The organism is Haladaptatus pallidirubidus, assembly GCF_020700235.1.
GTDB lineage: Archaea > Halobacteriota > Halobacteria > Halobacteriales > Haladaptataceae > Haladaptatus > Haladaptatus pallidirubidus.
In genome coordinates, this window is sequence record NZ_CP085301.1 from 2,143,409 (window position 1) to 2,165,279 (window position 21,871).

Annotated in this window: 22 protein-coding genes and 1 tRNA gene; 8 read left to right on the top strand and 15 right to left on the bottom strand. The window is 50.7% G+C overall.

Annotated features, from left to right (window positions below; translation table 11 throughout):
* Nucleotides 1–71: 71 nt before the first annotated feature.
* The 3 genes from LIX15_RS11640 to LIX15_RS11650 all read right to left on the bottom strand — a co-directional run bounded on the left by LIX15_RS11640 (nucleotide 72) and on the right by LIX15_RS11650 (nucleotide 5,394).
* A complete protein-coding gene (locus LIX15_RS11640) occupies nucleotides 72–1,640 on the bottom strand; it encodes a long-chain-fatty-acid--CoA ligase (RefSeq protein WP_227773361.1) in 1,569 nt (522 codons plus the stop codon).
* A gap of 280 nt (nucleotides 1,641–1,920) precedes the next feature.
* Nucleotides 1,921–4,290 (bottom strand): TRAP transporter permease, encoded by a 2,370-nt coding sequence (locus tag LIX15_RS11645; protein WP_227773362.1) that lies wholly within the window; start codon nucleotides 4,288–4,290, stop codon nucleotides 1,921–1,923.
* A gap of 21 nt (nucleotides 4,291–4,311) precedes the next feature.
* A complete protein-coding gene (locus LIX15_RS11650; RefSeq protein WP_227773363.1) occupies nucleotides 4,312–5,394 on the bottom strand; it encodes a TAXI family TRAP transporter solute-binding subunit in 1,083 nt (360 codons plus the stop codon).
* Between the two features lie 168 nt (nucleotides 5,395–5,562).
* Here LIX15_RS11650 and LIX15_RS34000 point away from each other — a divergent pair, with 168 nt between their 5' ends.
* Nucleotides 5,563–5,679: a DUF8118 domain-containing protein gene (locus LIX15_RS34000; RefSeq protein ID WP_486327116.1), complete on the top strand. Its 117-nt coding sequence runs from the start codon at nucleotides 5,563–5,565 to the stop codon at nucleotides 5,677–5,679.
* A gap of 263 nt (nucleotides 5,680–5,942) precedes the next feature.
* Here LIX15_RS34000 and LIX15_RS11655 read toward each other — a convergent pair whose 3' ends face one another.
* From LIX15_RS11655 to LIX15_RS11685, 7 genes are all read right to left on the bottom strand, one after another.
* Nucleotides 5,943–6,173, bottom strand: coding sequence for a ribbon-helix-helix domain-containing protein (locus LIX15_RS11655; protein WP_227773364.1), 231 nt, complete (start codon nucleotides 6,171–6,173; stop codon nucleotides 5,943–5,945).
* A gap of 261 nt (nucleotides 6,174–6,434) precedes the next feature.
* Nucleotides 6,435–6,986, bottom strand: coding sequence for a hypothetical protein (locus tag LIX15_RS11660; RefSeq protein WP_227773365.1), 552 nt, complete (start codon nucleotides 6,984–6,986; stop codon nucleotides 6,435–6,437).
* Entirely contained in the window at nucleotides 6,983–8,308 is a 1,326-nt protein-coding gene (locus LIX15_RS11665; RefSeq protein ID WP_227773366.1) for a divalent metal cation transporter, read from the bottom strand. The genes LIX15_RS11660 and LIX15_RS11665 overlap by 4 nt, the downstream gene beginning before the upstream one ends.
* Nucleotides 8,301–9,032: a TenA family protein gene (locus tag LIX15_RS11670; protein WP_227773367.1), complete on the bottom strand. Its 732-nt coding sequence runs from the start codon at nucleotides 9,030–9,032 to the stop codon at nucleotides 8,301–8,303. Before LIX15_RS11670 ends, LIX15_RS11665 begins: the two co-directional genes overlap by 8 nt.
* On the bottom strand, nucleotides 9,029–9,694 hold the full coding sequence (tenA, locus tag LIX15_RS11675; RefSeq protein ID WP_227773368.1) for a thiaminase II: 666 nt from the start codon (nucleotides 9,692–9,694) through the stop codon (nucleotides 9,029–9,031). The genes LIX15_RS11670 and tenA overlap by 4 nt, the downstream gene beginning before the upstream one ends.
* Before the next feature lie 65 nt (nucleotides 9,695–9,759).
* A complete protein-coding gene (locus tag LIX15_RS11680; RefSeq protein ID WP_227773369.1) occupies nucleotides 9,760–9,921 on the bottom strand; it encodes a hypothetical protein in 162 nt (53 codons plus the stop codon).
* A gap of 278 nt (nucleotides 9,922–10,199) precedes the next feature.
* Complete coding sequence (locus tag LIX15_RS11685) at nucleotides 10,200–10,637, bottom strand: DUF5518 domain-containing protein (protein WP_227773370.1); 438 nt, start codon at nucleotides 10,635–10,637, stop codon at nucleotides 10,200–10,202.
* Nucleotides 10,638–11,528: 891 nt separating this feature from the next.
* Here LIX15_RS11685 and LIX15_RS11690 point away from each other — a divergent pair.
* On the top strand, nucleotides 11,529–11,906 hold the full coding sequence (locus tag LIX15_RS11690) for a hypothetical protein (RefSeq protein ID WP_227773371.1): 378 nt from the start codon (nucleotides 11,529–11,531) through the stop codon (nucleotides 11,904–11,906).
* Here LIX15_RS11690 and LIX15_RS11695 read toward each other — a convergent pair.
* Entirely contained in the window at nucleotides 11,903–12,325 is a 423-nt protein-coding gene (locus LIX15_RS11695; RefSeq protein ID WP_227773372.1) for a hypothetical protein, read from the bottom strand. The two genes, LIX15_RS11690 and LIX15_RS11695, sit on opposite strands and share 4 nt — an antisense overlap.
* A 93-nt stretch (nucleotides 12,326–12,418) precedes the next feature.
* Complete coding sequence (locus LIX15_RS33665) at nucleotides 12,419–12,631, bottom strand: hypothetical protein (protein ID WP_425556763.1); 213 nt, start codon at nucleotides 12,629–12,631, stop codon at nucleotides 12,419–12,421.
* 115 nt (nucleotides 12,632–12,746) lie between these two features.
* Here LIX15_RS33665 and LIX15_RS11700 point away from each other — a divergent pair, with 115 nt between their 5' ends.
* The 3 genes from LIX15_RS11700 to LIX15_RS11710 all read left to right on the top strand — a co-directional run bounded on the left by LIX15_RS11700 (nucleotide 12,747) and on the right by LIX15_RS11710 (nucleotide 16,003).
* Nucleotides 12,747–13,694: an acetamidase/formamidase family protein gene (locus tag LIX15_RS11700; protein WP_227773373.1), complete on the top strand. Its 948-nt coding sequence runs from the start codon at nucleotides 12,747–12,749 to the stop codon at nucleotides 13,692–13,694.
* Nucleotides 13,695–13,740: 46 nt separating this feature from the next.
* Nucleotides 13,741–14,193, top strand: a complete 453-nt coding sequence (locus tag LIX15_RS11705) for a DUF389 domain-containing protein (RefSeq protein WP_227776874.1) — start codon at nucleotides 13,741–13,743, stop codon at nucleotides 14,191–14,193.
* A 541-nt stretch (nucleotides 14,194–14,734) separates the two neighbouring features.
* A complete protein-coding gene (locus tag LIX15_RS11710) occupies nucleotides 14,735–16,003 on the top strand; it encodes a DUF7504 family protein (RefSeq protein WP_227773374.1) in 1,269 nt (422 codons plus the stop codon).
* A 191-nt stretch (nucleotides 16,004–16,194) separates the two neighbouring features.
* On the opposite strand, the gene LIX15_RS11715 is transcribed toward LIX15_RS11710, so the two are convergent.
* Both LIX15_RS11715 and LIX15_RS11720 read right to left on the bottom strand, forming a co-directional pair.
* Nucleotides 16,195–17,040 (bottom strand): mechanosensitive ion channel family protein, encoded by an 846-nt coding sequence (locus LIX15_RS11715; protein WP_390185051.1) that lies wholly within the window; start codon nucleotides 17,038–17,040, stop codon nucleotides 16,195–16,197.
* A 545-nt stretch (nucleotides 17,041–17,585) separates the two neighbouring features.
* On the bottom strand, nucleotides 17,586–17,825 hold the full coding sequence (locus LIX15_RS11720; protein ID WP_227773376.1) for an amphi-Trp domain-containing protein: 240 nt from the start codon (nucleotides 17,823–17,825) through the stop codon (nucleotides 17,586–17,588).
* A gap of 110 nt (nucleotides 17,826–17,935) precedes the next feature.
* Here LIX15_RS11720 and LIX15_RS11725 point away from each other — a divergent pair, with 110 nt between their 5' ends.
* Nucleotides 17,936–18,073, top strand: a complete 138-nt coding sequence (locus LIX15_RS11725) for a SprT-like domain-containing protein (protein ID WP_227773377.1) — start codon at nucleotides 17,936–17,938, stop codon at nucleotides 18,071–18,073.
* A 383-nt stretch (nucleotides 18,074–18,456) separates the two neighbouring features.
* On the opposite strand, the gene LIX15_RS11730 is transcribed toward LIX15_RS11725, so the two are convergent.
* A tRNA-Thr gene (locus LIX15_RS11730) sits at nucleotides 18,457–18,530 on the bottom strand.
* Nucleotides 18,531–19,331: 801 nt separating this feature from the next.
* Here LIX15_RS11730 and LIX15_RS11735 point away from each other — a divergent pair.
* Together LIX15_RS11735 and LIX15_RS11740 are read left to right on the top strand one after the other, a co-directional pair.
* Nucleotides 19,332–19,613, top strand: a complete 282-nt coding sequence (locus LIX15_RS11735) for a hypothetical protein (RefSeq protein ID WP_227773378.1) — start codon at nucleotides 19,332–19,334, stop codon at nucleotides 19,611–19,613.
* Nucleotides 19,614–20,622: 1,009 nt separating this feature from the next.
* Nucleotides 20,623–21,705 (top strand): lysylphosphatidylglycerol synthase transmembrane domain-containing protein, encoded by a 1,083-nt coding sequence (locus LIX15_RS11740; RefSeq protein WP_227773379.1) that lies wholly within the window; start codon nucleotides 20,623–20,625, stop codon nucleotides 21,703–21,705.
* The last annotated feature ends 166 nt before the right edge of the window (nucleotides 21,706–21,871 follow it).

A 21,871-nucleotide genomic window follows, 5' to 3' on the forward strand; every position in this document is an offset into this window, starting at 1 on the left:
AGAAACAAGACATCTGCGATCAATCCTTGGCGATCAACGGTAGCGAGGATCGTCGGCACGATGGACGCCGTTTACTCCTTCTGTCGGAGAGCGTACTTCTGAACCTTGCCGGTTGTGGTCCGTGTCAGTTCCTCACAGAACTCTAGGATGCGTGGGTGTTTATATTCGGCCAAGTTGGCGAGAACGTACTCGCGGATCTCGTTTTTGGTCACGTCGATACCTGGTTCATACCCTGGTGCTGGGACAATGAGTGCTTTGACTGTCTCACCACGGCGGTCGTCCTCTATACCGATCACTGCCGCGTCAGCGACTGCCTCATGTTCATAGAGAACCTCCTCTACTTCGCGGGGGTAGACATTGTAGCCGCCAGAGATAATCAGGTGCTTCTCACGGTCGACAATGTAGAAGTAGTTGTCCTTATCCCAGTAGCCGAGATCCCCCGTATGGAACCAGTGCTTTCCGTCTGCTTCAGTAAATACTTGGTCGTTCGCTTCGGGCAACTCGTAGTATCCAGCCATCACGTTTGGCCCGGAGACAACCAGTTCGCCAACCACATCGTCAAGTGCGACCACATCCTCGTCAACCGGCCCTTCCGCGACACGTGGAAGTTCCTCAAATTGTTTGTTAACAATCTTGGCGTCAACCGTCTCGATCGGCTGGCCGATGCTACCCTTCCGGCGGGCATCTGGTTGGTTTGCATGAGTGACCGGGCTGGTCTCGGTCAAACCATAGCCCTCGAACAACTCAGCACCAAACAGGTTCTCGAACCGCTCGAGAACCTCAAGCGGGAGGCTGGAACCACCAGAGTTGACGAACCGTAGTGACGAGAGGTCAACGTCATCGGCGTTGGGCTGGTTGATCATGTCATTGAACATCGCTGGGACACCATACATAACGGTAATGCGGTTGGTCTCAATGCAATCGAAAACCACCTGGGGATCCCACTCGGCAACTGGGTAGTACGTCGCACCTGTGAACACGGCAGCGTTCATGACAGCGGACATTCCGTAGATGTGGAACAGGGGAAGCGTTCCAATCAGCCGGTCATTTGTGCTGATAGGTGGATCAAGTAATGTCATATTCGACCGTGTATTAGATGTAAGATTATAGTGGGATAGGAGAACCCCTTTTGGAGCTCCTGTGGTTCCCGACGTATAGGGCTGGACAGCGATATCGTCGTCTTTCCGTTCAACGACCTCTTTCGTCTCGTCGGCCAAGAACGACTCGAAGTCTGTCCCATTGTTGACCATTTTCCCAACGGTAACAACCGTTTCAACGTCAGTATCTGGCTGAATTTCAGTAACCGCCTCAACGTTCCCGGAGAGCGTCACGACGACTTTCGCGCCGCTGTCGGCGAGGAGATGACGAATCTCCTGTACCTTGTACTGAGGGTTCATCGGAACGACGATGCTCCCGTTGCGGAGCGCGCCATAGAACGCGGTCACAAATTGCGGCAGATTCGGAAGATAGACCGCAATCCGGTCATCTTCACCAATCCCCTGGTTAGAAAGGGCAGCCGCAAACCGCCCAGTTCGATTCCAGAGGGTTCCATACGTGAACTCAGTACCGTCGAACGAGATGGCCACCGAGTCAGCTGTAGATTCAACTGTTTCTGCAAATGTTGTGACAATGTTTGTCATGGCAGTATCGAATAGTCTCGGCCTCAGAAGAAAAATTCCCCGATTATTCAAACAGAATTGCACAGTTGGTTTTCCAGCGGAGTCGGCAATCAGCCGATGCAAGGTCAACGAGAATTTCCAACGAACAAATTCATACTCGTTAACCATCTAACATAATGATTGGTTGCTTCGATTTTACGGTGAGAGTGGATCGTTACCGAATAGGCCGTCGTTTTGTTATAAACCGATTTAATACAAACGAAATTTAATAATAGAAAATGTTTAGTTGGTGAACAAATACTCAGCGGTCTCCAACTTCTGCTCTGGGTGTGACAGCACTTGGGAGTCGGTCTATATGAGCGAGGCTCAGCCCTAAAAGGGCGAGCACCGCCGTTGCCAACTGTACTGTCGTCGCGATGCCTCCGCCGACAAATTGAGAGAGTACCGATCCGTACATTGATCCCAGCGCCAGTGCGAGGTAAACGAGCCGATGCGGAAGCTGGAGCACATGCCGACCATCGAACCCGATGGTGACGGCAGTCAATGCGACGACTCCAATAAAGACGCAGAATGCGGCTATCGGCGTCCCGGTCAGTGTCCAAGTAACGAGGCTATCGTTCGCGACAAGCGCAAATGGGATGAGAAATCCGGCGGCGCCGATTCGAAGTGCCTGTTTCGCAGAGACGAGAAATCCGCTGTTGGCGATGCGCGAGGCAACGGCCACCCCGACGGCAACCGGGGGCGTGATCGCCGATAGCATCGCGAAGTAGAACACAAAGAGGTGTGCCGTTATCTTCGCGACGCCGAGCTCCTGGAGCGGCGCGGTTAATAAGGCTGCTACCAGGACGTAGGCGGCCGGAGTTGGCATCCCTAGCCCGAAGAGGATGCTCGTAAACATCGCGAGGAACAGCGCAATGACGAGAAGGCCGCCGGCCAGCGCAACCATTCGGAGGCTGATTTTCCCGGATAGGCCGGTCTGAGTAAGCATCTTAATGATAACCCCCATCGCTGCAAGCACGCCAACGAGCGGAGCCATGTCGAGCGCACCCTGTTTGAATCCGCGGAGGGTCTTTATTGTCGTTACAAACAGCTGTCGTGGGACGGTAGTTACAGGCGAGCTAGAGTCACTCACCGCCCCGTCGTAGCCAGCGATCACCCAGTCATCGTCGGACGTGCCGGCTATCAGTAGGAGAGTGAGGTCACGGACGTACATGACAACGATAAGTGTCACCACAGTATATAAACCGGTGGCTAGTGCCGACAACTGCATGACGGCCAGCGAGTACACGAGGACTGCCATTGGAATGAAGAAGTATCGACCGTGGCAGAACCCCGCAACGGCGGTCTGTAGATCCGACCAACCACCCTCATCTGACCCGGAGGTCAAGCTATGGACGTATCGACCGAAGAGGAGCGCCACTAGAGTGACGGCACCAGCGACGAGCAGCGAGAGAGCGAAAATCTGACGTGCCAGGTAGAAAGCGCCGACAGAGAGGGCGAAGTAGGTGGCAATCAGAAACGCACTCTTGCTGAAGATGACCTTGAGCAACCCACCGGTGCCATTGGCCTTTTCGCTAATCCACTCATAACGAAGAACCGCGAACTGAACCGCAATAGTCACACTGAAATAGAATAAGAGCGCGGGAAAGAGTCCGGCCTGGATAATGCGGAGATAGGGAACACCAATGAAATCAGCCATCAGGAACGCGGCGACACCCATGACCGGTGGCATGATCTGCCCGCCGCTCGAAGCGACCGCTTCGATGGCGGCCGTGTAGTCCTCTCGTACACCTTGGCGTTGCATCATCGGGATGGTGAAGCTCCCGGTTGTCGCGGCGTTAGCCGCTGCACTGCCGGTGATAGAACCCATCGCCATCGACGAGATGACAGCGACGTGGACAATGCCGCTGCGGAGCTGTCTTCCGAGTCGCTGACTCAATTCAAGGATAACGTCTAGAATGCCGTAGGCTCTAGCCAGCCCAGCGAACATGATGAAAATGGCTACGTACTTTGCACCGGCCTGGGTTATGAATCCGTACACCCCGGAGCGCTCGATCTGGGTTGCACCGTACAGCGTCACGTCTCGCAGCCCCAGACCTGTATGATTGAGAAAGCTAGGGAAATACGCACCATACAGCGCGTATATGATGGAGAAAACACCTACTAATGCGATAGACCAACCGTAGGCCCGACGTGTGGCGTCGAGAACGATTACGACGACGATGAGCCCTAGGGTAAGATCGGTGTTCGAATACCCGAGGAGTATTGCGTTGCCCGTCAGTCGTCCGTACTCCGTCACGAAGTAATAGCCTGTGATTCCTGTGATGATCGCCGTTATGAGGCATATGATTATATCGAGCTGAACGTAGCGTAGTTGAATAGACTCGTTGAATCGACTCAGTATTGAACCGTCGACCACAGATGAGCCTTTTGTCAGCCGCTCAAAAGCCAAGTGTAAGTAATATAGTGCGAGTCCAAGGTGAAGAAATATCATTCCGTGAATAATTTGCGTGAAAGGCCGGGCCCAAGCGTAATAGATAGTGTAGGCTGTCAACCCAACTGCGAGAAGAACCACAACTGACAATAAGGCCTTTTCTGGGGTCGAACGCGCAGTGAAGGACTCCTGCAGGCTACGGGGCGAGGTCGTCGGATCGTCGGTAGTTTCAGTCATAACTGGATGAACGAAGGTGTTCTACTGTGAGGACTTCTTATTGGTTTTTCCCCGTTCGAACTCCTTCGACCAGAGCCCCTTCTCCTCGTAGAAATCTGCAGCGGCGGGGTGGAACGGGAAGTCTGCGTACGCGTTCTTTACCCATGCATCGCGTGTGGCCATTGGTGTAAGGAGCTTAGTCTGCTTTTGAAGCTTCTTGCGCTGTGTCCAGAGCGTCTCAAGGAATGAATAGAGCGTGTCGTAGTCGTGATCCTCACGAACAATGAAGTTGTATGCTAGCGTCGGGGTGCTGAGCGTCTTAGGCTTGTATGCGTAGTTGTCAAACTGGCTCATGTCAATGTCTGAAATAACGATGGCCGGATCGGCCTCTAGTTTCTCAACGGTTTTCTTCGGCCAATTAAGCACGCGGAGATTAACTGTGCTTTTCATCTGCTGAAGCCATCCTGGTTCGGTAGAGAGATTCACGTACGTCGCGGCACCGACGTCCAGTCGCCCCTCACTCATTGCACTCGCCTGATCACCGTAGCTCACACTTGATCGTTTGTAGTCGTCTGAAACAAAACTCAGTGCGTGTTCAAGCATCTCTGCAGTTCCGGATCCATTTGGAGTCGGCGAAACGTTCGAATTAACCTTGATATCCTTCACGCTCTTCCAGCCATTGTTCGCCGTCGCCAGAAACCACGCTAGGTCGTATAGGTGGAACACCTGATGCGGTTGGTATTTGAGGTTGTTGAATGGTTTTTCATTCTGGCGTATCTTATTTGCCGTCCAATTCTGGATGTATGCGATTTCTGTTTTCCCATTGATGACTTCCGAGACGTTCCTATTTGTTCCCTGACTTGGTCGGGCATCGACCGATATCTTAGAATTTTGGCTGACAGCCGAGGCAATGACCTGGCTCATTGAGTAAGCCGACGTCGTTTCAGAGGCAGTCTTCATTACCATCTTCCCGTTCGCTCCGGGTTGCTTTGAACTTCCTTTCGCTCCATTTTTGCTTCCGAAACATCCAGCCAGTCCCGTCAGGCTTGCCGTTCCAATTACTCCGGCGGAACGTTTGAGAAACATTCGTTTCGCCACATTCGGGCTTTTGGCATGATCTCGCATACCAAACTGTTAATCTTTCATGCGTTAAATATGCTCCCATGATAGTAACCATACTGAATTTTACTTTTAATTTATTAATCTATATAATGGGAAGTTTCCTCGAACATATCCATATACTGGATTCAATGACTTCTGCGATCCACCTCACTCCCATCGGACGACGAGCGTATCAGTAGCCCATACACTGGCTACAACAAGTATGGAAACGTCGATTACAATTACTGGAAGTGTGACGGATATGGCGCAGAAGCCACACGGGAGAGCGCACTCTCCGACTGCTGCTAACCCATTTACTCTTCCATTTATGTCACGTCAAACGACGCTGTCCGATGTGACTGCCTAGCGAACGCGTGGATAGTTCGACCGGATACGCGACGACACCCTGCCGACTGACCGCGACCTGCTCGACCGTACGTACCAGCACGCGGTGGAAGTAGCACCAGAGTACTCCCCAGACCAGTCAGTCGAAACAATTGAATCGAAAAACTCGATCGTCTCATTAAACTCGAAATGGAAGGCAGTCTTAGCTCCTCTTCCCGAGAGGAGGGTTAGAGCGGATCGTTGTATTGATTGGCCGGATCCTGTTGCTCATCGACAGCTTGCGTAAACAGATCTTCATCCAACTCCTCTTCGGATTCATCGCCGGTTTCCTGGGCCGATAACCCCAGTGAGAGAAGTTCTTCGATCGCTTGTTCTCGATTCAGAAAATCACCTTGTTCGATAAGGCGATCAATGTCACTCTCGATACGGTCAGGCAAGGCTACCTCAAGCGTGACCATAGACACAATCTGTTCTAGAGACAGATTAACTCTCGGGCTACTTTCTCGATGCGTAGTAGTGCTATTTCTCGGTTCTTGCTGTTTTTATTCTCTTCCTGACAATCCCTGGGATCCATAAGTACAATCCATCTGCAACCCGTAAGACTGACGGCACAGCAACGCGCACAATGAGAACTCTTCAGCTTCAATGTTGAACCTTCGAGCTGACCGGAACTTCCATATTAGGCGGTCAGGCCAACTTGTGAGAGAGATCTTGTCTATCTACTCTAGTGAAATCGTTCGATCGGCCCATTCATGGAGAATTTCTAGAGCCTCACGTTCGCAACGCGAGACTGGGTCGTCTGTTCCGAGTTCATTGCTCTCAAAAGCGTTCATCACTACGCATTCTGCGTGTGCACAATAGGTCGTGAACTTTTGAAGATCAGATCCCGCGTGCTGAAACGGTATAGTAGAATCATTGACAAATACTACACGAGGTTTGGGAGCCTCATCGAGAATTCGTTCCGCTCGCTCGGCATTGTCGCGGGCTAGTGCGACCGACTCCTCATCAGTTTCGCTGTCGGTTCGAGGAGCGTGCGCATCGAGGATGGCGCACCACACCCCATCTGGGATCGTCGTATAGCGGTCAAGCCTGCCGCCAAGCAGGCATCCATTGTGTTCGACCTCCGGCGCAAATTCCAGAACGACGACTCCCTCAACACTCTCAGTTTCAATCCAAGCGTTGAGTGCCAAGGCGGTGAGCCGAGTCTTGCCGACCTGAGAGGGGCCAACAATTAGGGTTGAACCAGAGAGTGGAAAGTTGACGTCGGTCACGTGACGGCTGCCTCCTCGTGCATATACTTCCCGATCAGCAAAATTGTCGCTATCCCGATGACGATGGCGAATACCAGAACAAATCCCGACAGCAAATTGATACCACCTGAAATCTGTTCACGGACGAAGTTCGCCGCGAGCGACCCGGAGACGAAAAGTAATGCCATACCCCCACTGTTGGCTAAAACCGAGTTTGATTCAGATACTGCCTCGGAGTTCAGGAGGTACAAGACGACAGCGATGGCGAACGGCGTCCCCACCGTTCCGAGCGCGAGCACAAGCACGAGCTGCCCGATGACTTCTCCCCCAATGAATGCGCCGAGAGCAGACAGCAAGGCGACTGCGGCGAGTAGAACCCGATACCGGGAATCTTCTACCGTTGTCCCCCAGCCAAGTTTGTCTGCGACGAGGAACGGCGGAACGATCGTGTTTCCACCGAGCGTTGAGACCGCCGCACCACCGAGCCCAAATAAGAAGAGCCATTTTGCACTCGACCCAATGAGCGGACCGAGTGCCTGAGCCGCACTCACGGTCGTCAGGTTGGGGTCGGTAATCACGCTAGCAGTGACAAGAAAAATTGCAACGCTGTAGATACCGAACGCAATGAGCATCGAGGCAACGATGTCGAAGGTTGCGAGGCCATACTCACGGTCAGTCCATCCGCGGACTCGCATCGTGTAAGAGTGCATTGTGATCAATGTGATATGAACCGCACCACCTAGGATGCCCGCCGCCACAACCGCACTACCAGATGGAAGTGATGGGACGAGTCCTCGAGCCGCATTCCCGAGGTCAAGCGGGACGACGTACAGTGACGCGACAAATGTGAGGACAACCGCAGTGATGAGGAGCTTCACCACGAATTCAATAAAGCGATACCCTCGCCCTGCGAGACCGATAGCGAGAATCAACGCCCAGGTTACGCCCCATATCCTGGCATCGATTCCCGTTATTGTCGAGGAGACGGAAGCGACAGTATTCATGATCACGAGCTGTGCGACGCCAGCTGCGATCACCACATCGATAACGAGGACCCAAGACCACCATCTCCCAAGGTACTCCTCAACGATATTGACGATTCCTTGCTGGGAAAGGAGACCCAGACGCATCGCAAGATACTGCGCGAGCGCACCCGCGACCGCGGAGAGAACTACGACCCACAGCAAGGCATAGTCAAAACGCGCACCTGCGGCGATTAGGCTCGCCATCGTTGCAGGTCCTGCAGCGATTGACCCCGCAACCCACGACGGTCCCATCTCGCTCAGATAATTGCGAACCGTCCCTCCTTCGACGGCGGTCACATCAGTTGGCGTCTCAGTCATGTTTACGTTGTTCGTACGCCGTTTCGAAGAAGGCGACTTCAAGTGACACAATTCGTTGGAAGAGCCGCTCTATCCGTCGCTGACGGCGAGGTGATGCAGCTTTTCCTTCCCGATCGAGTTCATTTCGGAGCCACGTAACGAAGGCCCTGAATTCCTCGTTAGCATGGAGGTCAATCCACTCCATGAGATAGAACTGTGCGGGTGAATCATCTTTGACATGGGTGGCCCATTCCAAGTAGGTCCATTCCGCGGGAACAAGAACTGCAAGCGTCTCGGCGTAACTGCTTTCTCTCGCCGCCCGCTTTAGGAGATCTTCGAAGGCCTGCGTTGTAGGCGTCAAATCAGGATCGACGTACTCAGTTTTGGGGACGTCCAGTGCCTTGAAAGAACGTTCGAAGTAATCGTTTTCGTCGGCAGTGAGTATCTTAAGAAAGTCGACGAGTCGTGACTTCGATTCCATAGTCGGTGCATCTCCAACAGCGTGTCCGAAGACGCCAACAAGCGTCTCGACGAAGGCGTAGTCTTGTACGAGATACTGTTGGAAGACTTCATCGTCGAGATCTCCCCTTCCAAGTTCACGCGTAAAACGATGGGTCGTTGCATTTGACCACTTGGGTTCCGCACGTTTACGAAGCCAGTCTGTGAATCGAGGTGTCTCGTGCACCTTGGTATACTCTTTAAAGGTCTCGGGAATATTCGCAGCCCCGGTATCATGGCGAGTCATACTGACCATTCCTCCTGTCGCCAAGCGGCATCCCAGAAGTGATACTCGTAGCGCCCAGACGTACGAAACAGATCCCGAAAGCGGTCGCACTCGGCCTCGTTTTTGTCCTCAGCCACGTCATCCATCAACTCCATACACCACGTCGTCAGTTCCGTGAACTCATCGCCTGCGTACATCTCGATCCACGCAGCATACCGGTCATCGTTGGGTAATCCCGCCTCTGCGAGTCGCTTTCCTGTCTCGTTAAAGCCCCACATACAGGGCAAGAGTGCAGCCACGAGATCGCCGAACGTCCCTGTCGACGCGGTACGAACGAGGAAGTCAGTATACGCCCTTGTAGTGGGCGACGGTTCAGTAGCTTCTAATTCCCCTTCTGAGATGTCGAATTCAGCCGCATACTCGCGATGTAAGTCCATCTCTGTGTTGATCGTCGAATCGAGGAGTTCGGCGAATGTACCCATCCGTTCGAGGTCGGGTGCCTTCGTCACACCCTGGGCGAATACTCGCGCGTAGTCGATCAAGTAAATATAGTCTTGTTTGACCCAATATCTAAATGGTTCTTTATCAAGGGTCCCTGCCCCTAACTCTTCGACTATTGGATGTTCCAGGATGGCATCCCAGATTGGGTCGGCGTCTTCCTCGAGATTACTCGTAAAGCTCATAGCTAGCGATGAGCTCCCCGTGCCAATATAACTTGGTAATATAATCTAGTTATGGGTGTGATTACTCAGTTTATTAATACCCCCCGGCCGACGAATTCTCCTTCGATGTCGAAGCCCTCGGTCTGGTCGACGTCACCAATGAAAACCACGAAAAGCCCACAGACCACCAGTTCATAGTCTTCACCGACGATGTGACCGAGGAACTGATGGCCTGTACGTGCCTGCATCACGTCCACCGCAACGCCTACTGCAAACACCTGGCTGTTGTCGAGAACGCAACTAACGACGAGACGCCCAACGCATTTCCGTCGGAGGACAAAGACGATGCCGAACCAGAAGACTGTGACTGCGATGGCCTCGATGACTTCCCGTGTTGGTCGTGCGTGAGGACAGGACGAAAGGATCTGCCGAACGAACTACCGCTTCCATTTTTACCTATATCACATCAATCTCTTTCTCGAATAGATAGCAAACAGGTAAAGTGACGGTTGATCCATAAGCTGCACTACGTAGTAGGGTGTGACGCGTTTCGATTGCCAAACTTCGTAGCTAACCAATCACCGATTGCGCCTCCGATGAGACCCAATACAGCTCCGATGGCCAAGATAGCCAGTGCAACCACGGGGACGACGATAAACGTAAAGACAATTGCACCAGACCCAAGCCATTTGGTGGCAATAGTAGAGAGAGGATTGAACGCCATCAACAGTGCTGGAGTGGCACCAATAGCTCCAGCACCGATACCCGTACGATATATCCTCAGTGCGTTACGTTTCGCCAGATAACCTGCAATTATTCCCCCAATGGTCGCCATTATGAGCGAGTAGATCTCTGGTTCAAAGAACCAATTGTATCCAACAGTCAGTGGAATAGATATGATTCCACCATTAAGTGCGTATTTCCACTCTGACGACGTCCTATTTGTTTGATTGAATTTCACCATACTATATGACCTAGGTTACACATGGGGTGGGAGTACTATCAACATGCGTACGTTCCGTGTCTTTAATAGACGAGAACAAGTAAGGTGACGAGTTCACCGTGCGGATTTATCGGAGGCGAACTCCACTAAACTGAGCGCCTTTTAGAAGAATTGAGAGTCCCAGTATATAATGAGGATAGACGCCCACAAAGCGCCAGCACGGAACGTAAACGCGAAGAATTGGATCGCGATAAACACCAAGAGGAATCCGATAAGAAGCGAGATAAGCGACACTTCCGTCAGTCGAATTGGACCAAGTGAATAGGGTAGGTGAGTAAGAGAGCGGTCCGGTGCCATATCATGTTATGCAACACTCATCGATATGACGCCCGCTAGTTATTTATTCTTACCACTTTTATTTGGAATATGGATTCAAATCTCTTCATAACTGGATTTACGTTTTTCTGGCTCCCTGCTCTCAGTACACTACTCCTAGGATACTGGGTCTATCTTGATGCCTCCATTCGGGGTAGCGACGCAGCTCTTCTTTGGGCCGTCTGTTGTACCGCATTTCTCCCGTTGATTATTGGATACCTGCTCCATCGCAGTGAGATCGGAGGGCGTCCTGAGCCAGCTAACCGCCGCGAACGCATTCTTGGCACATACCTCGCTGCCCACGTTTTTGCCGCTCTCATCGTTACATTAATTCCGCAGTTGCAACTGTCCAGACCAATGTTTTATTTCGGCGCGTTACTAGTCGGATTGCTTCCTGGCTATTGGCTCGTCTGGAATCGTGGGTGGGCTCAACTTCGGCGTGAATTTGGATGGAGTCATCCCTCTGAATCAGTAACCTGAGGGAGTTCGTCTCATTGGTTTTGAGAATAATTTATTTACTATATTGACTATACCCGAATGGCTGTTCGTGGCACCCTGGCTCTCCGGATCTTCTTCTATGCAACGGTCGGTGTCGCCACTATCGGTACCGGTCTGGTGATAAGCGATCAATTACTCGGCACAACTTACTGGCCGAATACTGCTGAGTATGGGCAGAACCTCTTCATTTTTGCACTTATGATCTATGTACTGACTCCTGATCGTGATATCACGGAACGATGGCAATGGATTGCCACTGTCTCGCTATCGGGAAGCATCTGGCTGATGGTGATTGCTGCCTATACTGACTTAGAGAGCATCCTGATTGTTGTATCGTTCATACTGATTCTTCTTGGAGTCAGGGTTGGCGCCCATAGGAAATACCGACAATGGGCAAATCCACCAGCCCAACACTAGGGGACGTTGGTGGATAACCGGAAAAGACCCATCCCGAGTAGTCCACCCAGTGTCCCAAGAACAGCGGCAACCACGGATCCAACACTGATTGCCCACAGAATCCGGAACGGAAGGCCTGGCATTTCACCAGTGATTCCCATGCCAGCGAGATGGATGCCAAACCCTGCTGCGAGCGCAAAGGAAAATATCCAGACGCGCCGGAGACTGTGATCATTGGCAGCAAGTACCTCACTGCCAACAAGAAGACCGATCGCAAAATACTCTAAACGAAGAAAATGGAATATAGTCAAGTCAAACCATTTTACCACAGAGAGAAACCCAGCAGAACACACAAACAGTCCAATTGCAATGAGGACGGTCCGAAAGTGATCTCGTCGGTCAGAACCCGTGGTGAGCGATCGGCTTTCGCTAAACAGCATACCCGTATCTCGTCGAGAAAGAAGATGAATGTTTGCGAGACTGAAAATCGATTTTCAGTCATCACGTGATTCTGTGCTTACCGAACACATCGTTCAGTCTTGGGATGCTTGCCACCAAAGAGCTAGAAGAACCACAAAGCCACCAATGAAGAACGCAATCCCTGTTGGCCACCCAGTTGGCTCCGGTTGGCCACCAGCTGCGGTCTGAGCCATGAACGGAAATCCCTCAACGAAAGTGTGCACGATTAGACTGAGAAGTGCAAGCGCACCAATCGCACCAAAGAACCGTTTGAGTAACGACCGAATCCCTTGCGTGCGTTTTCACCCCCGACAACAAGGGAGAGCGCTATAAAGTGCACCAATAGGTAGTACTATTCACTGCGATTTTATATTAGTCGAGAACACACCACGACCCGTACAAATGGCTTCCGACCACCACATTACATCATTAGATGAGCATATCCATACAACCTGGAGTCGTGATCACGAACCAGTTCAAACAATCGAGTCCAATGATATTGTGACATTTGAATGCCGCGATGCAACGAACAACCGGTTGGACGCAACGTCGACTGTTGCCGACGTGTATTCCCTCGCAGACGATTCCACTGGTCACCCATTAACTGGGCCTGTCGCCGTGGCTGATGCCCAGCCAGGAGATATACTTGCGGTCGAACTTCTCGAATTCCAGCACGAGGGGATTGGCTTTTCGTACTTTTACCCCGGTGAGGAGAAATTGGGATTGCTCCCCGAGGATTTCCCCGACCCCGGTCTGCACGTCTGGGAGCTCGACGACGATATCGGGCGGTTTACCAACGGAATTGAAGTCCCGCTCGCTCCGTTTCCTGGCAATCTTGGCGTTGCACCCGCTGCAGAGGGGAAGCATAGCACGATCCCACCACGTCGTGTCGGGGGAAATCTCGATGTAAAGCATCTCACAGCAGGTTCGACGCTCTATCTACCAATCGAAGTTGATGAGGCACTGTTTAGTATCGGCGACTGCCACGCTGCCCAAGGCGATGGCGAAGTTTGTGTTACGGGTATCGAAGCGTCGATGACAGTAACCGTGCGGCTCCGACTCATCTCGGATATGAACATCGAACAGCCGCAGTTTGAGACGGCAGGACCCTTCTCAGGTGGTGACGAGTGTATGTATGCGACGACTGGTATCAGCGACAATTTGATGGACGCGACAAAGAAGGCCACTCGACATATGATAACTTATCTGCACGAGCGCCACGACTTGACACGAACGGAAGCATATCTATTATGTTCAGCAATTGTTGACCTGAAAATCAACGAGGTCGTCGATAAGCCGAATTGGGTCGTCTCGGCGTACGTTCCCCGATCGATCTTCCCGAACCGATAACACCGCAGGTTCTTGCGCTTGGCTCAGGGGCAGCTAGTGCGCTCTCATCGCCGGCGCAAGTGCACCATTGGTTGGAGTGATGATTGCAGCCACTCTCATTCCACCCGCTGCTGTAGTCGGTCTCGGAATTGCCTATGGTGATCCCGTGCTTGTCGTAAGCGCTAGAATTCTCGTGTTGGTCAACATTCTCTCGATCAACTTCGCCAGTTTGGCTGTGCTCTCGATACGTGGCTATCGCCCTGATCACTGGTTTGAAGAGGATCTTGTTCGGCGTACTACACTCAAACGAATTGCAGTACTAACCCTGGGGGTTATTGTGCTCTCTTCCTTTCTGGTGGTCACGTCGGTCGATCTCCAGCGGAATGCGAAATTTGAATCAACGGTCAAAACAACTGCCGAAGAAAGCGGACTCACCGTCCTGTCGATGGATGTTGAGTCAAACGAAACTGTTCTCTCGCCATCCCGATCAAGTTGTGCTACGAGTCGCAACGAACAATGACCGGGCTGCAAATGCACTTCGTCGGTAAATTAAACACCAAACCAATATCGATACCTCCGTTGTCATCATCCGTGAAAACGTTAAGACATCCACAGATGACCGGATACAGCCGACGGCTCTGGTACCTCCCAAGGGGTTGCTGCAGTAGGAGTTTGTCCCTGTCTTGCTGGTGGCTTTGACATCAATTGAGAAAGAAATGAGGATATCTTCGACATTTCCTGTTTTTATCACTCTATCTAATATCGAATTATACGAGCGTGGGAATAAAAACCACAGTAGTAAAATTAGCTCCTGCCAAGCATGTCTTGGAAACAGGAAGCCCAGTTCGTGCCGCACGAAGCGTGTAGGGCGGGGTAGTTCACAAGATGATTTTGAGAAGTGAGACCAACTACTGATGCAAGCGTCACTAAGGATCGCAAATGCAGTATGGAAATCCCAAGTCTATTAAAGGTAATACTTACTCAGGTACCACAAAGAGTCAAGATACCACAGCTCACACCAACAAGCTTTCAATTGTGCAACGCGATAGACCTATACTCCTATGACCAGCGAGCAGCACACGATACGCGAGATCTTCCAGCCAAAGCATTGTCAACACTTCAGTTCGACCGAAGGAACCACCGATACCCTCAGTATTCAGCTTAGTGAAGCTATGGGAACTGTTCTGGATACCGATCCACGCACACTTGATCCACTTTACAACGTGATTAACCCCGAAGCCCTCAACGAAATATTTACTTCTAATCCTTCTCACCAATCCTCAACTGAAGTCATCTTCTCATGGCAAGATCATGTGATCCGAATTCAACAACCAGATGAGATCTACATTACTAACGAGCCACTCGTTCCAGAACTTGACGCAGATCTTCCATTGGCGACTGAATTCGCTGGCGCCCCATTCGGATCAACAGATGCGATCTCATACGAGTATGCACCAACCGATGATCTCGGGACAGAGGTTGTCCTCACTGTTGCTAATGCGATTGGCATTAATTCTCAAGAGATGACAGAACGACTCGCCGATCGGATCAACACAGATGCGCTCAACGAGCTCTTCCAGCCTTTGGCTGACGGTACTCCGCGAACAGATGGTTATGTCTCGTTCGGATTTGAGGGGTACTTCGTCACCGTTTCAGGAGATGGAGTGATTACACTCCAGTCTGAACTTGCACAACTCAAAGAGCAGGGTGGGAACATTTTGGTCGTCGGGGACGTTCCTAGTGATGTTTTCAACGCTGAACGTGCCTATCTCATGAACGATCCTGATTCGATCCGCCATGATTTAGTTGCTTTACTCGATCGCACTCCGACCGCCTTTCAACGCCAAGCGACACCAGTTCAGCCAGGGCCGAGCAACATTGAGATCTTTGATTATCAAACAGCAGTACGATCAACAGCTGCGCCAACAAGCAGTCCACAAGAAAAAGTCCAAATTACACCGATCAGTGGAACTCTGACCGATCTCCAAAACACCCTCATTCAATCAGTAGCAATGCAGGATGATCTCATAAGAGATAATCGATCTACTGATATACAGGTCTACGTCGACTCACTACAGCCAGTGATAGAAGCGACATCGATCGACATAGGGTCGTTTTTAACTCCCATCGGTCGTGCTATTCGCGGTGTTGAGGGACTTGGCTATTACACCCTTCCGCATGATCGGGACTCGCTTGCAGTACATGAAATTGAACCCATATTCGACGCAGTAATTGAGCTTCGTGTAAGTGAACGCGGTCCCAAGCAACGATGGATTCTTCCACAAACAGGATATACGACAGAGTGGTTCACAATAATCGAGCGTAGGTAGCGAAACGAAGTGTAATTTCACCATTTGATAGTTGCTATCGTCTTCCTGTGCTCCAGATGTGATTGCTGCCGGACGTAGTGATTTGTTTTAAGATATTTCTATGAATTCGTCATCGATATTTTCGATCATGTATCGGCGAAAACTAGTAAAATAGACTCTTTGTTAGAAGAATGATGTCAGGTCGTATCAAGTTACTCCGAGATCTCAACCGATCCTTCGAGCGTTCGGACTGGATACGGCATATCGATTGCCTCGGCATCAAGCCGCTCTTTCACTGCCTGCACTAATTCTGACCGAATTCGCGTGAAGTTCCCTCGCCCCGGTTCACCAATCCAGAACCGAGTTTGCAATCCAACATACGAATCAGCGAGTTCAGTCACCCGAATATCGGGTGTTGGGTCTGCAAGAATCTCTTCGTGTTTTTGTGCCTCGTCGAGAATCACGTCTTTTGCGTGATCGATATCATCATCGTAGCCGATCCCAAAGACGAATTTCTGCCGGAGTTTGTCATAGGCAACTGGATTCTTCACCGCATCATTCGCCAAATCATCGTTTGGAACCGTAATTCGCTCATTATCGAACGTTCGCACCCGGGTCACACGTAGGTCGATATCCTCGACCTCTCCCTCGCCGTCACTCCATTCGATCCAATCCCCAATCGTGAATGGCCTGTCTTTGAGGATAAAGATTCCAGCAACAAAGTTACCAAGGAGTTCCTGTGCAGCAAACCCGATCGCGAGGACAATAGCACCAGCAAATACACCAAATGCGGCAATCACCCCACCAAAGCCAGCGACCGTGAATGCGAGGGCAATGGCAAGGACCCAAACGAGAACCCCAGCCACATTCTCGGCGAGGCTCCGAACAGCTGGGTCATGTCCTTGCTCTTTTAGCACTCGGCTAATCAATGGAATGAGGACGCTCCGCCCGATCAAGTACACGACAACGAGTGTTACGAGGAACAGTGCAGCGGGAATGACATAATTACTGACAATAGACGAAGTTGAGAGTGTGTTACTTGCCTGCAGTGGGATCATCGAACCCCTATCCAACACTAAATTCAGTACCATGATTCGAATCAACAATCGAAGAGCCGTTTTATGAACGTTTTGCCCACATTATTCTTCGGACCTTTCATTACTCTCGTTCCCCGCACTCAAATTTCGTACTGCTCGCCATCATCAGTTGTCGTCGTTTTCTTGATTAGGTCGATCCGTCATCGACTTCAAGAATGCTTCATCGGTTGGTGTTTCCATAGATTCCATTCGCTCATAGTGTCTGAATACTCGTTTACGAAAGAGTCGAAAATATTGAGCATCTCATCTCGAGTGAGTGATCGTTGCCGTGTTTCTGTCTGTTCCTGCTGTTTCCGTTTGGTCTGCAAGGGCGGTGTTCAGCACTGCTCCAATGAGCAATACTAATCTGCTGAAATAGAACCACGTAACCAAGAGGAACAGACGTTAAGCGCTTTTGCTGTATCTCGGTTCAGACTGACTAGACGACCGATATACTATTTTGAACTGATAAAATTATATTATAGTCATGTTTTATTTCAATTTTAATCATCCCTACAATCGCTCTGCTATTCGGGTTTCCAGTCCAGTTTAATGGTCACTGATTCACGACTTCCGCGAAGTACGGATGACAATTCTCGAGTGCCGATTTCATAGGCCACAGAGTCTGCTGGTGAGAGCGTCACCGTTTTGTTCCCGACATCGATGTTGGCGTCTCCACCTTCTCGAAATTCATCTGCAATTGCTTGCAATCGATCAGCGACTTCTTCTCGCGAGATTTTCTCCTCGTTGAGTATTTTTTCAGACATCGTGAGTAGCTATCTCAAATCACTCGGTTAGATGTTTTGGGCGAGTAGTTCGGTTCCAAGCCACTGTCTGGCGTCACCAACGAATGATTGCTGGTTGAATATACTAGATAATGCAATCGCTGACCTGGAAGGCCTATGAACAACACGGCTGGGACCAGTTCAGAGCAACCGCGCGCCATGAAATGATTCACGCCTGGCAGTACCACGAGTTCGGTGAAGCCAATCACGGAGCAACATTCACCCGCTGAATGGACGCCCTCGATACCTCGCAGCACTGCGAATGCTTCACTGCACCCAAGTGGGAGTTCGTGTGCGAGGACTGTGGCGGTCGGAGTGCTCGGTATCAACGCTCGAAGATGGTGTGCAACCCGGAGCAGTACAGCTGTAGCAAGTGTGGTGGGTTGCTTCGTGTCGGGGAAGGCAATAGTCACTGGCTGAATTCCGTTTACGTAGTTCTCGCGCCAAAGAGGAGATACGAGGAAGGTTTTCACGGACTATCGCTTTCTACTTGAGCCACTTCCATCGCCCTTGTTTGAAATGTAGAAGGCGTCATGGTTAGTAACTCATACTAACATCAGACAATCCTCGCGAAACTTTCCCCGTTCTCTAGAAGCGGAAAACCCGGAGTGAAAGCCTTAGGAGAGATTTGAACTCTCGACCGACTCCTTACAAAGGAGTTGCTCTGCCAACCTGAGCTACCAAGGCAGTTTCTTCATCTGGCTCTCCCGGCAAATGGGTTTCCCTTTCAACTGCATTGGTGGCACTTCTCGTTAGAATGTCCCCGCTGTAATTGATTTTGTCGCCGCGCCCGAACGAACCGTTAGCTTGCCGCTCAGCTTCATTACAATGGAAGCCCCAATCACTTATCCGTATCGCAGTCTGACACACTACATAAATGCTACCCGAAGATTTTCAGCAATCACAGTCGGAGAGTACTGACGATCAACCGGCGATCGATTGTGATGCATGCCAGTCTGCTCTCTACCCTGATAGTCAGCAGGCCGTGTCATTTCTCCTTCTGGATCACCTTCGAATCCCTGTTCTCGGTTGTAATGACCATCTTGAGCAGTTCACATCGATCTGTGGACTAACCTCTAACGACACAGCGACGCTCCTCCATCACCACCCCGCTGGTGGTATCTCGTGTCCTGGCTGTCGGTTTGCATCGTATACTGCGGCCCAATCCCTAGTCCCTGTCCAAGAGGGAGCAATTGTACCCATCGCATGTCCAGAACACCAGTCGAAGATTATTCAGCGATTCCAGACAGGGCTTCAGACACACCAACAGCTAACGTCTGGTCTCGGTACGACTACTGGCTCCTTACTGTGAATTCTAGCGTGCCCCCGAGAACAAATAAGACTGCAGTAGGGATGAACGATATACGTCGGCAGTAAGACGGCGTGTACGGTGGCAATCTACGACTACCTCATTGTAGACGAAATAAGGATCATTTCATCAAAGAAGAAACCAGAACCTACACAACAATTCCCATTATCAGTGCCTCTATGACACAAACCGTCAACGAACTCCGCAATGAAATTCGACAGACTGTCGGGAGATACGAACGTATAGAATCGACGGCTTTCACCAAAGAAGCCCTTGCAGCCCTCTGTACGACTGTGAACTACGATATCGACACGAACAATCTGCCTTCTAAACCCCAGATGCGGGCTGGTATCCTGTGGAAAATCGGCGAACTGGACGACGATAGTCCAGACCAGACTTCACAACCATTTCGGAAAACAGAGTTAGAAGCGATTGTAACTGCTCTGCAAGACGACGAGTGACTTTTCACTCATCCGCCAGCAACAGTGGTTTCAGTCGCGTTCTCAGATAAAAGATCGACTTGCTGTTCGTCCATTTCCTTACAGACGAGCACACGAAGTCCTTCTAACTTGTCGGGGTGATCCTCGTGATTCGCTTACGTTGTTTCTACGTAGCAGAGACGGTCGTAGGGAATATATCCAACAATACCATTTTCTTCGTTACGAAGTTGTAATCCATTGTCTCCTTCTTTTATATTGTGACATTCGATCTCCTTGTTATCAGTCGTTATAGCTACTAACTTTCCCATGGATTAAGAGGTGACTTCAGAACTAATGAAGGTTTCCAGCATGTAATACTTTCATACGCTATAATTCATAAATGCTTCAATAGTTAATACACTGTAAATATTGCTGTGTTCTATTATCACTTACCTCATCGTCAAGCACCACATAACAATACCCAACGCACCCATTAGAAAAGCTACGAGCGTCGTACTACACCAGTCAGGTCGTCATGTCCTACGACGCTCGAACATCGTCAACGAATAAACGCCACGTCTGATGCCCCACGCCTGATGCGTGGTTTTGCTGGTACGACCACGCACCGTTTCACGAGAACGGGTTGCTTGTTGGTAGAAGCACCATCGGTCGGAGACATGATGGCGGCCACGTTGTGGCCCCGGTGATTCAATTCCACCCCCGTTCGTCGAATATGGTGTGTTCTGCTCTTGTTCACCGCTTCGTGAGTTCTGTTCGGTAGTGACATCTATTCTCACCTCAACAGATCCTAATCAGTTCCATCCCAGATACTCCCATATACGGCCGGTTCGGTCAGCACGAAATTCCGCAATTAAGTAATCTCTGGAGTGCTGGGTGGTATGATCCCTCTACCGTTCCACTGGTCGTCAGTACTAGTCACTTAATCGAGAGCATATTCGTTACTTATCCTTATTCGCGAACTCATTACCGTCCACATCTTTATGTAGGCTCAATACGATGTATTATCATCGAAATTCATTATTAGTATAATATGAATCAGAAAATAGTTCGATTTCTGTTCGTAGTCTTCAGTCTCTGTCTTCTCGGATACTTTGTCGGTGGAAGCCAAATCCGTGCAGAACTCGCTAGCGCCAATTCAGTGTTTCTCGTCCTCGGCTTCTCTATCGTCTTAGTCGCTCTTTTCTGCTGGAGTGAGGCAGTTCGTTGTCTCCTCGATTGTTCGGAAACCCCTATCGGAGGATGGCGGTTTCGAGGCGCATACCTCGCAAGTTTTTTTGCCAAACAAATCGTCCCGATTGGTCGCGCAAGCAGCCCGTTTCTGCTCGCCCACATCGTCTCATCTGAAATGAGCACAGATCGGGATCAAACGCTCGGCGTGGCACTCGTAATCGAGGTATTGAACCTCACTGCAGCACTCAGTCTCGGGGTTATCGGATTGGTTTTCCTTGCTCTTCGAGGTCAATCTCTTACGGCGTTTATCCCCGTTCCTTCTCTCCAAATCGCGATCCTTCTCACAGGTGGATTTCTGGCCGCCACGACCACGCTGTATCGATACAAGCACCTGCTTTTACATCCGCTAACGGTAGTGGGGGTTCGAATGTTCTCACTGCTGCGTGCACTAAGTGAGAATCGGACGCAGCGTCTTCACCTTCGAATCCGTCTAGTACAGACTCGCATTCGATTTATTCGTACGTACCTTCGATTACGAGTGCGTTCGTATTCGACCGAAGTAAATCTCGTGCTGGAGAATCGCCGGCAGATCGCACTCGCACTTGGATGGTCTGTCATTGGGTGGATCTGTTTTTGCCTTCCACTCTATGCGAGTTTTCTCGCGCTTAATCAGCATGTCTCGATACTGCTTCCCCTTTTCTTGATCCCAGCGAGTGGCGTTGCACGAGTTGTTCCACTCCCTGGTGGCCTTGGTGGTGTTGAGGTCATCTTGGGAGCGATGATTATCGTGTTGACCGGCGTGGATGCAGGAACTGCTGGAGGAGTCGTTCTCCTGTATCGACTTCTCAGCTTTTGGGGCATCCTCGTACTTGGTTGGATGTATTCGATGTATTTCATCAATATCGGCCAGGTTGTGCATTTTCGGCAAAACCAATCCTCATAATCGAATTTTCACGCATGGCAGTACGACGAGTTCAGCGAAGCCGATCATGGGCAAACGTTCACCCGCTGGACCGACGCCCTCGATACCTCCCAGTACTACGAACGCTTCGCTGCGCCGAAGTGGTGACTCGTCTGTGAGGACTGTGGCGGTCGGATTGCCCGGTATC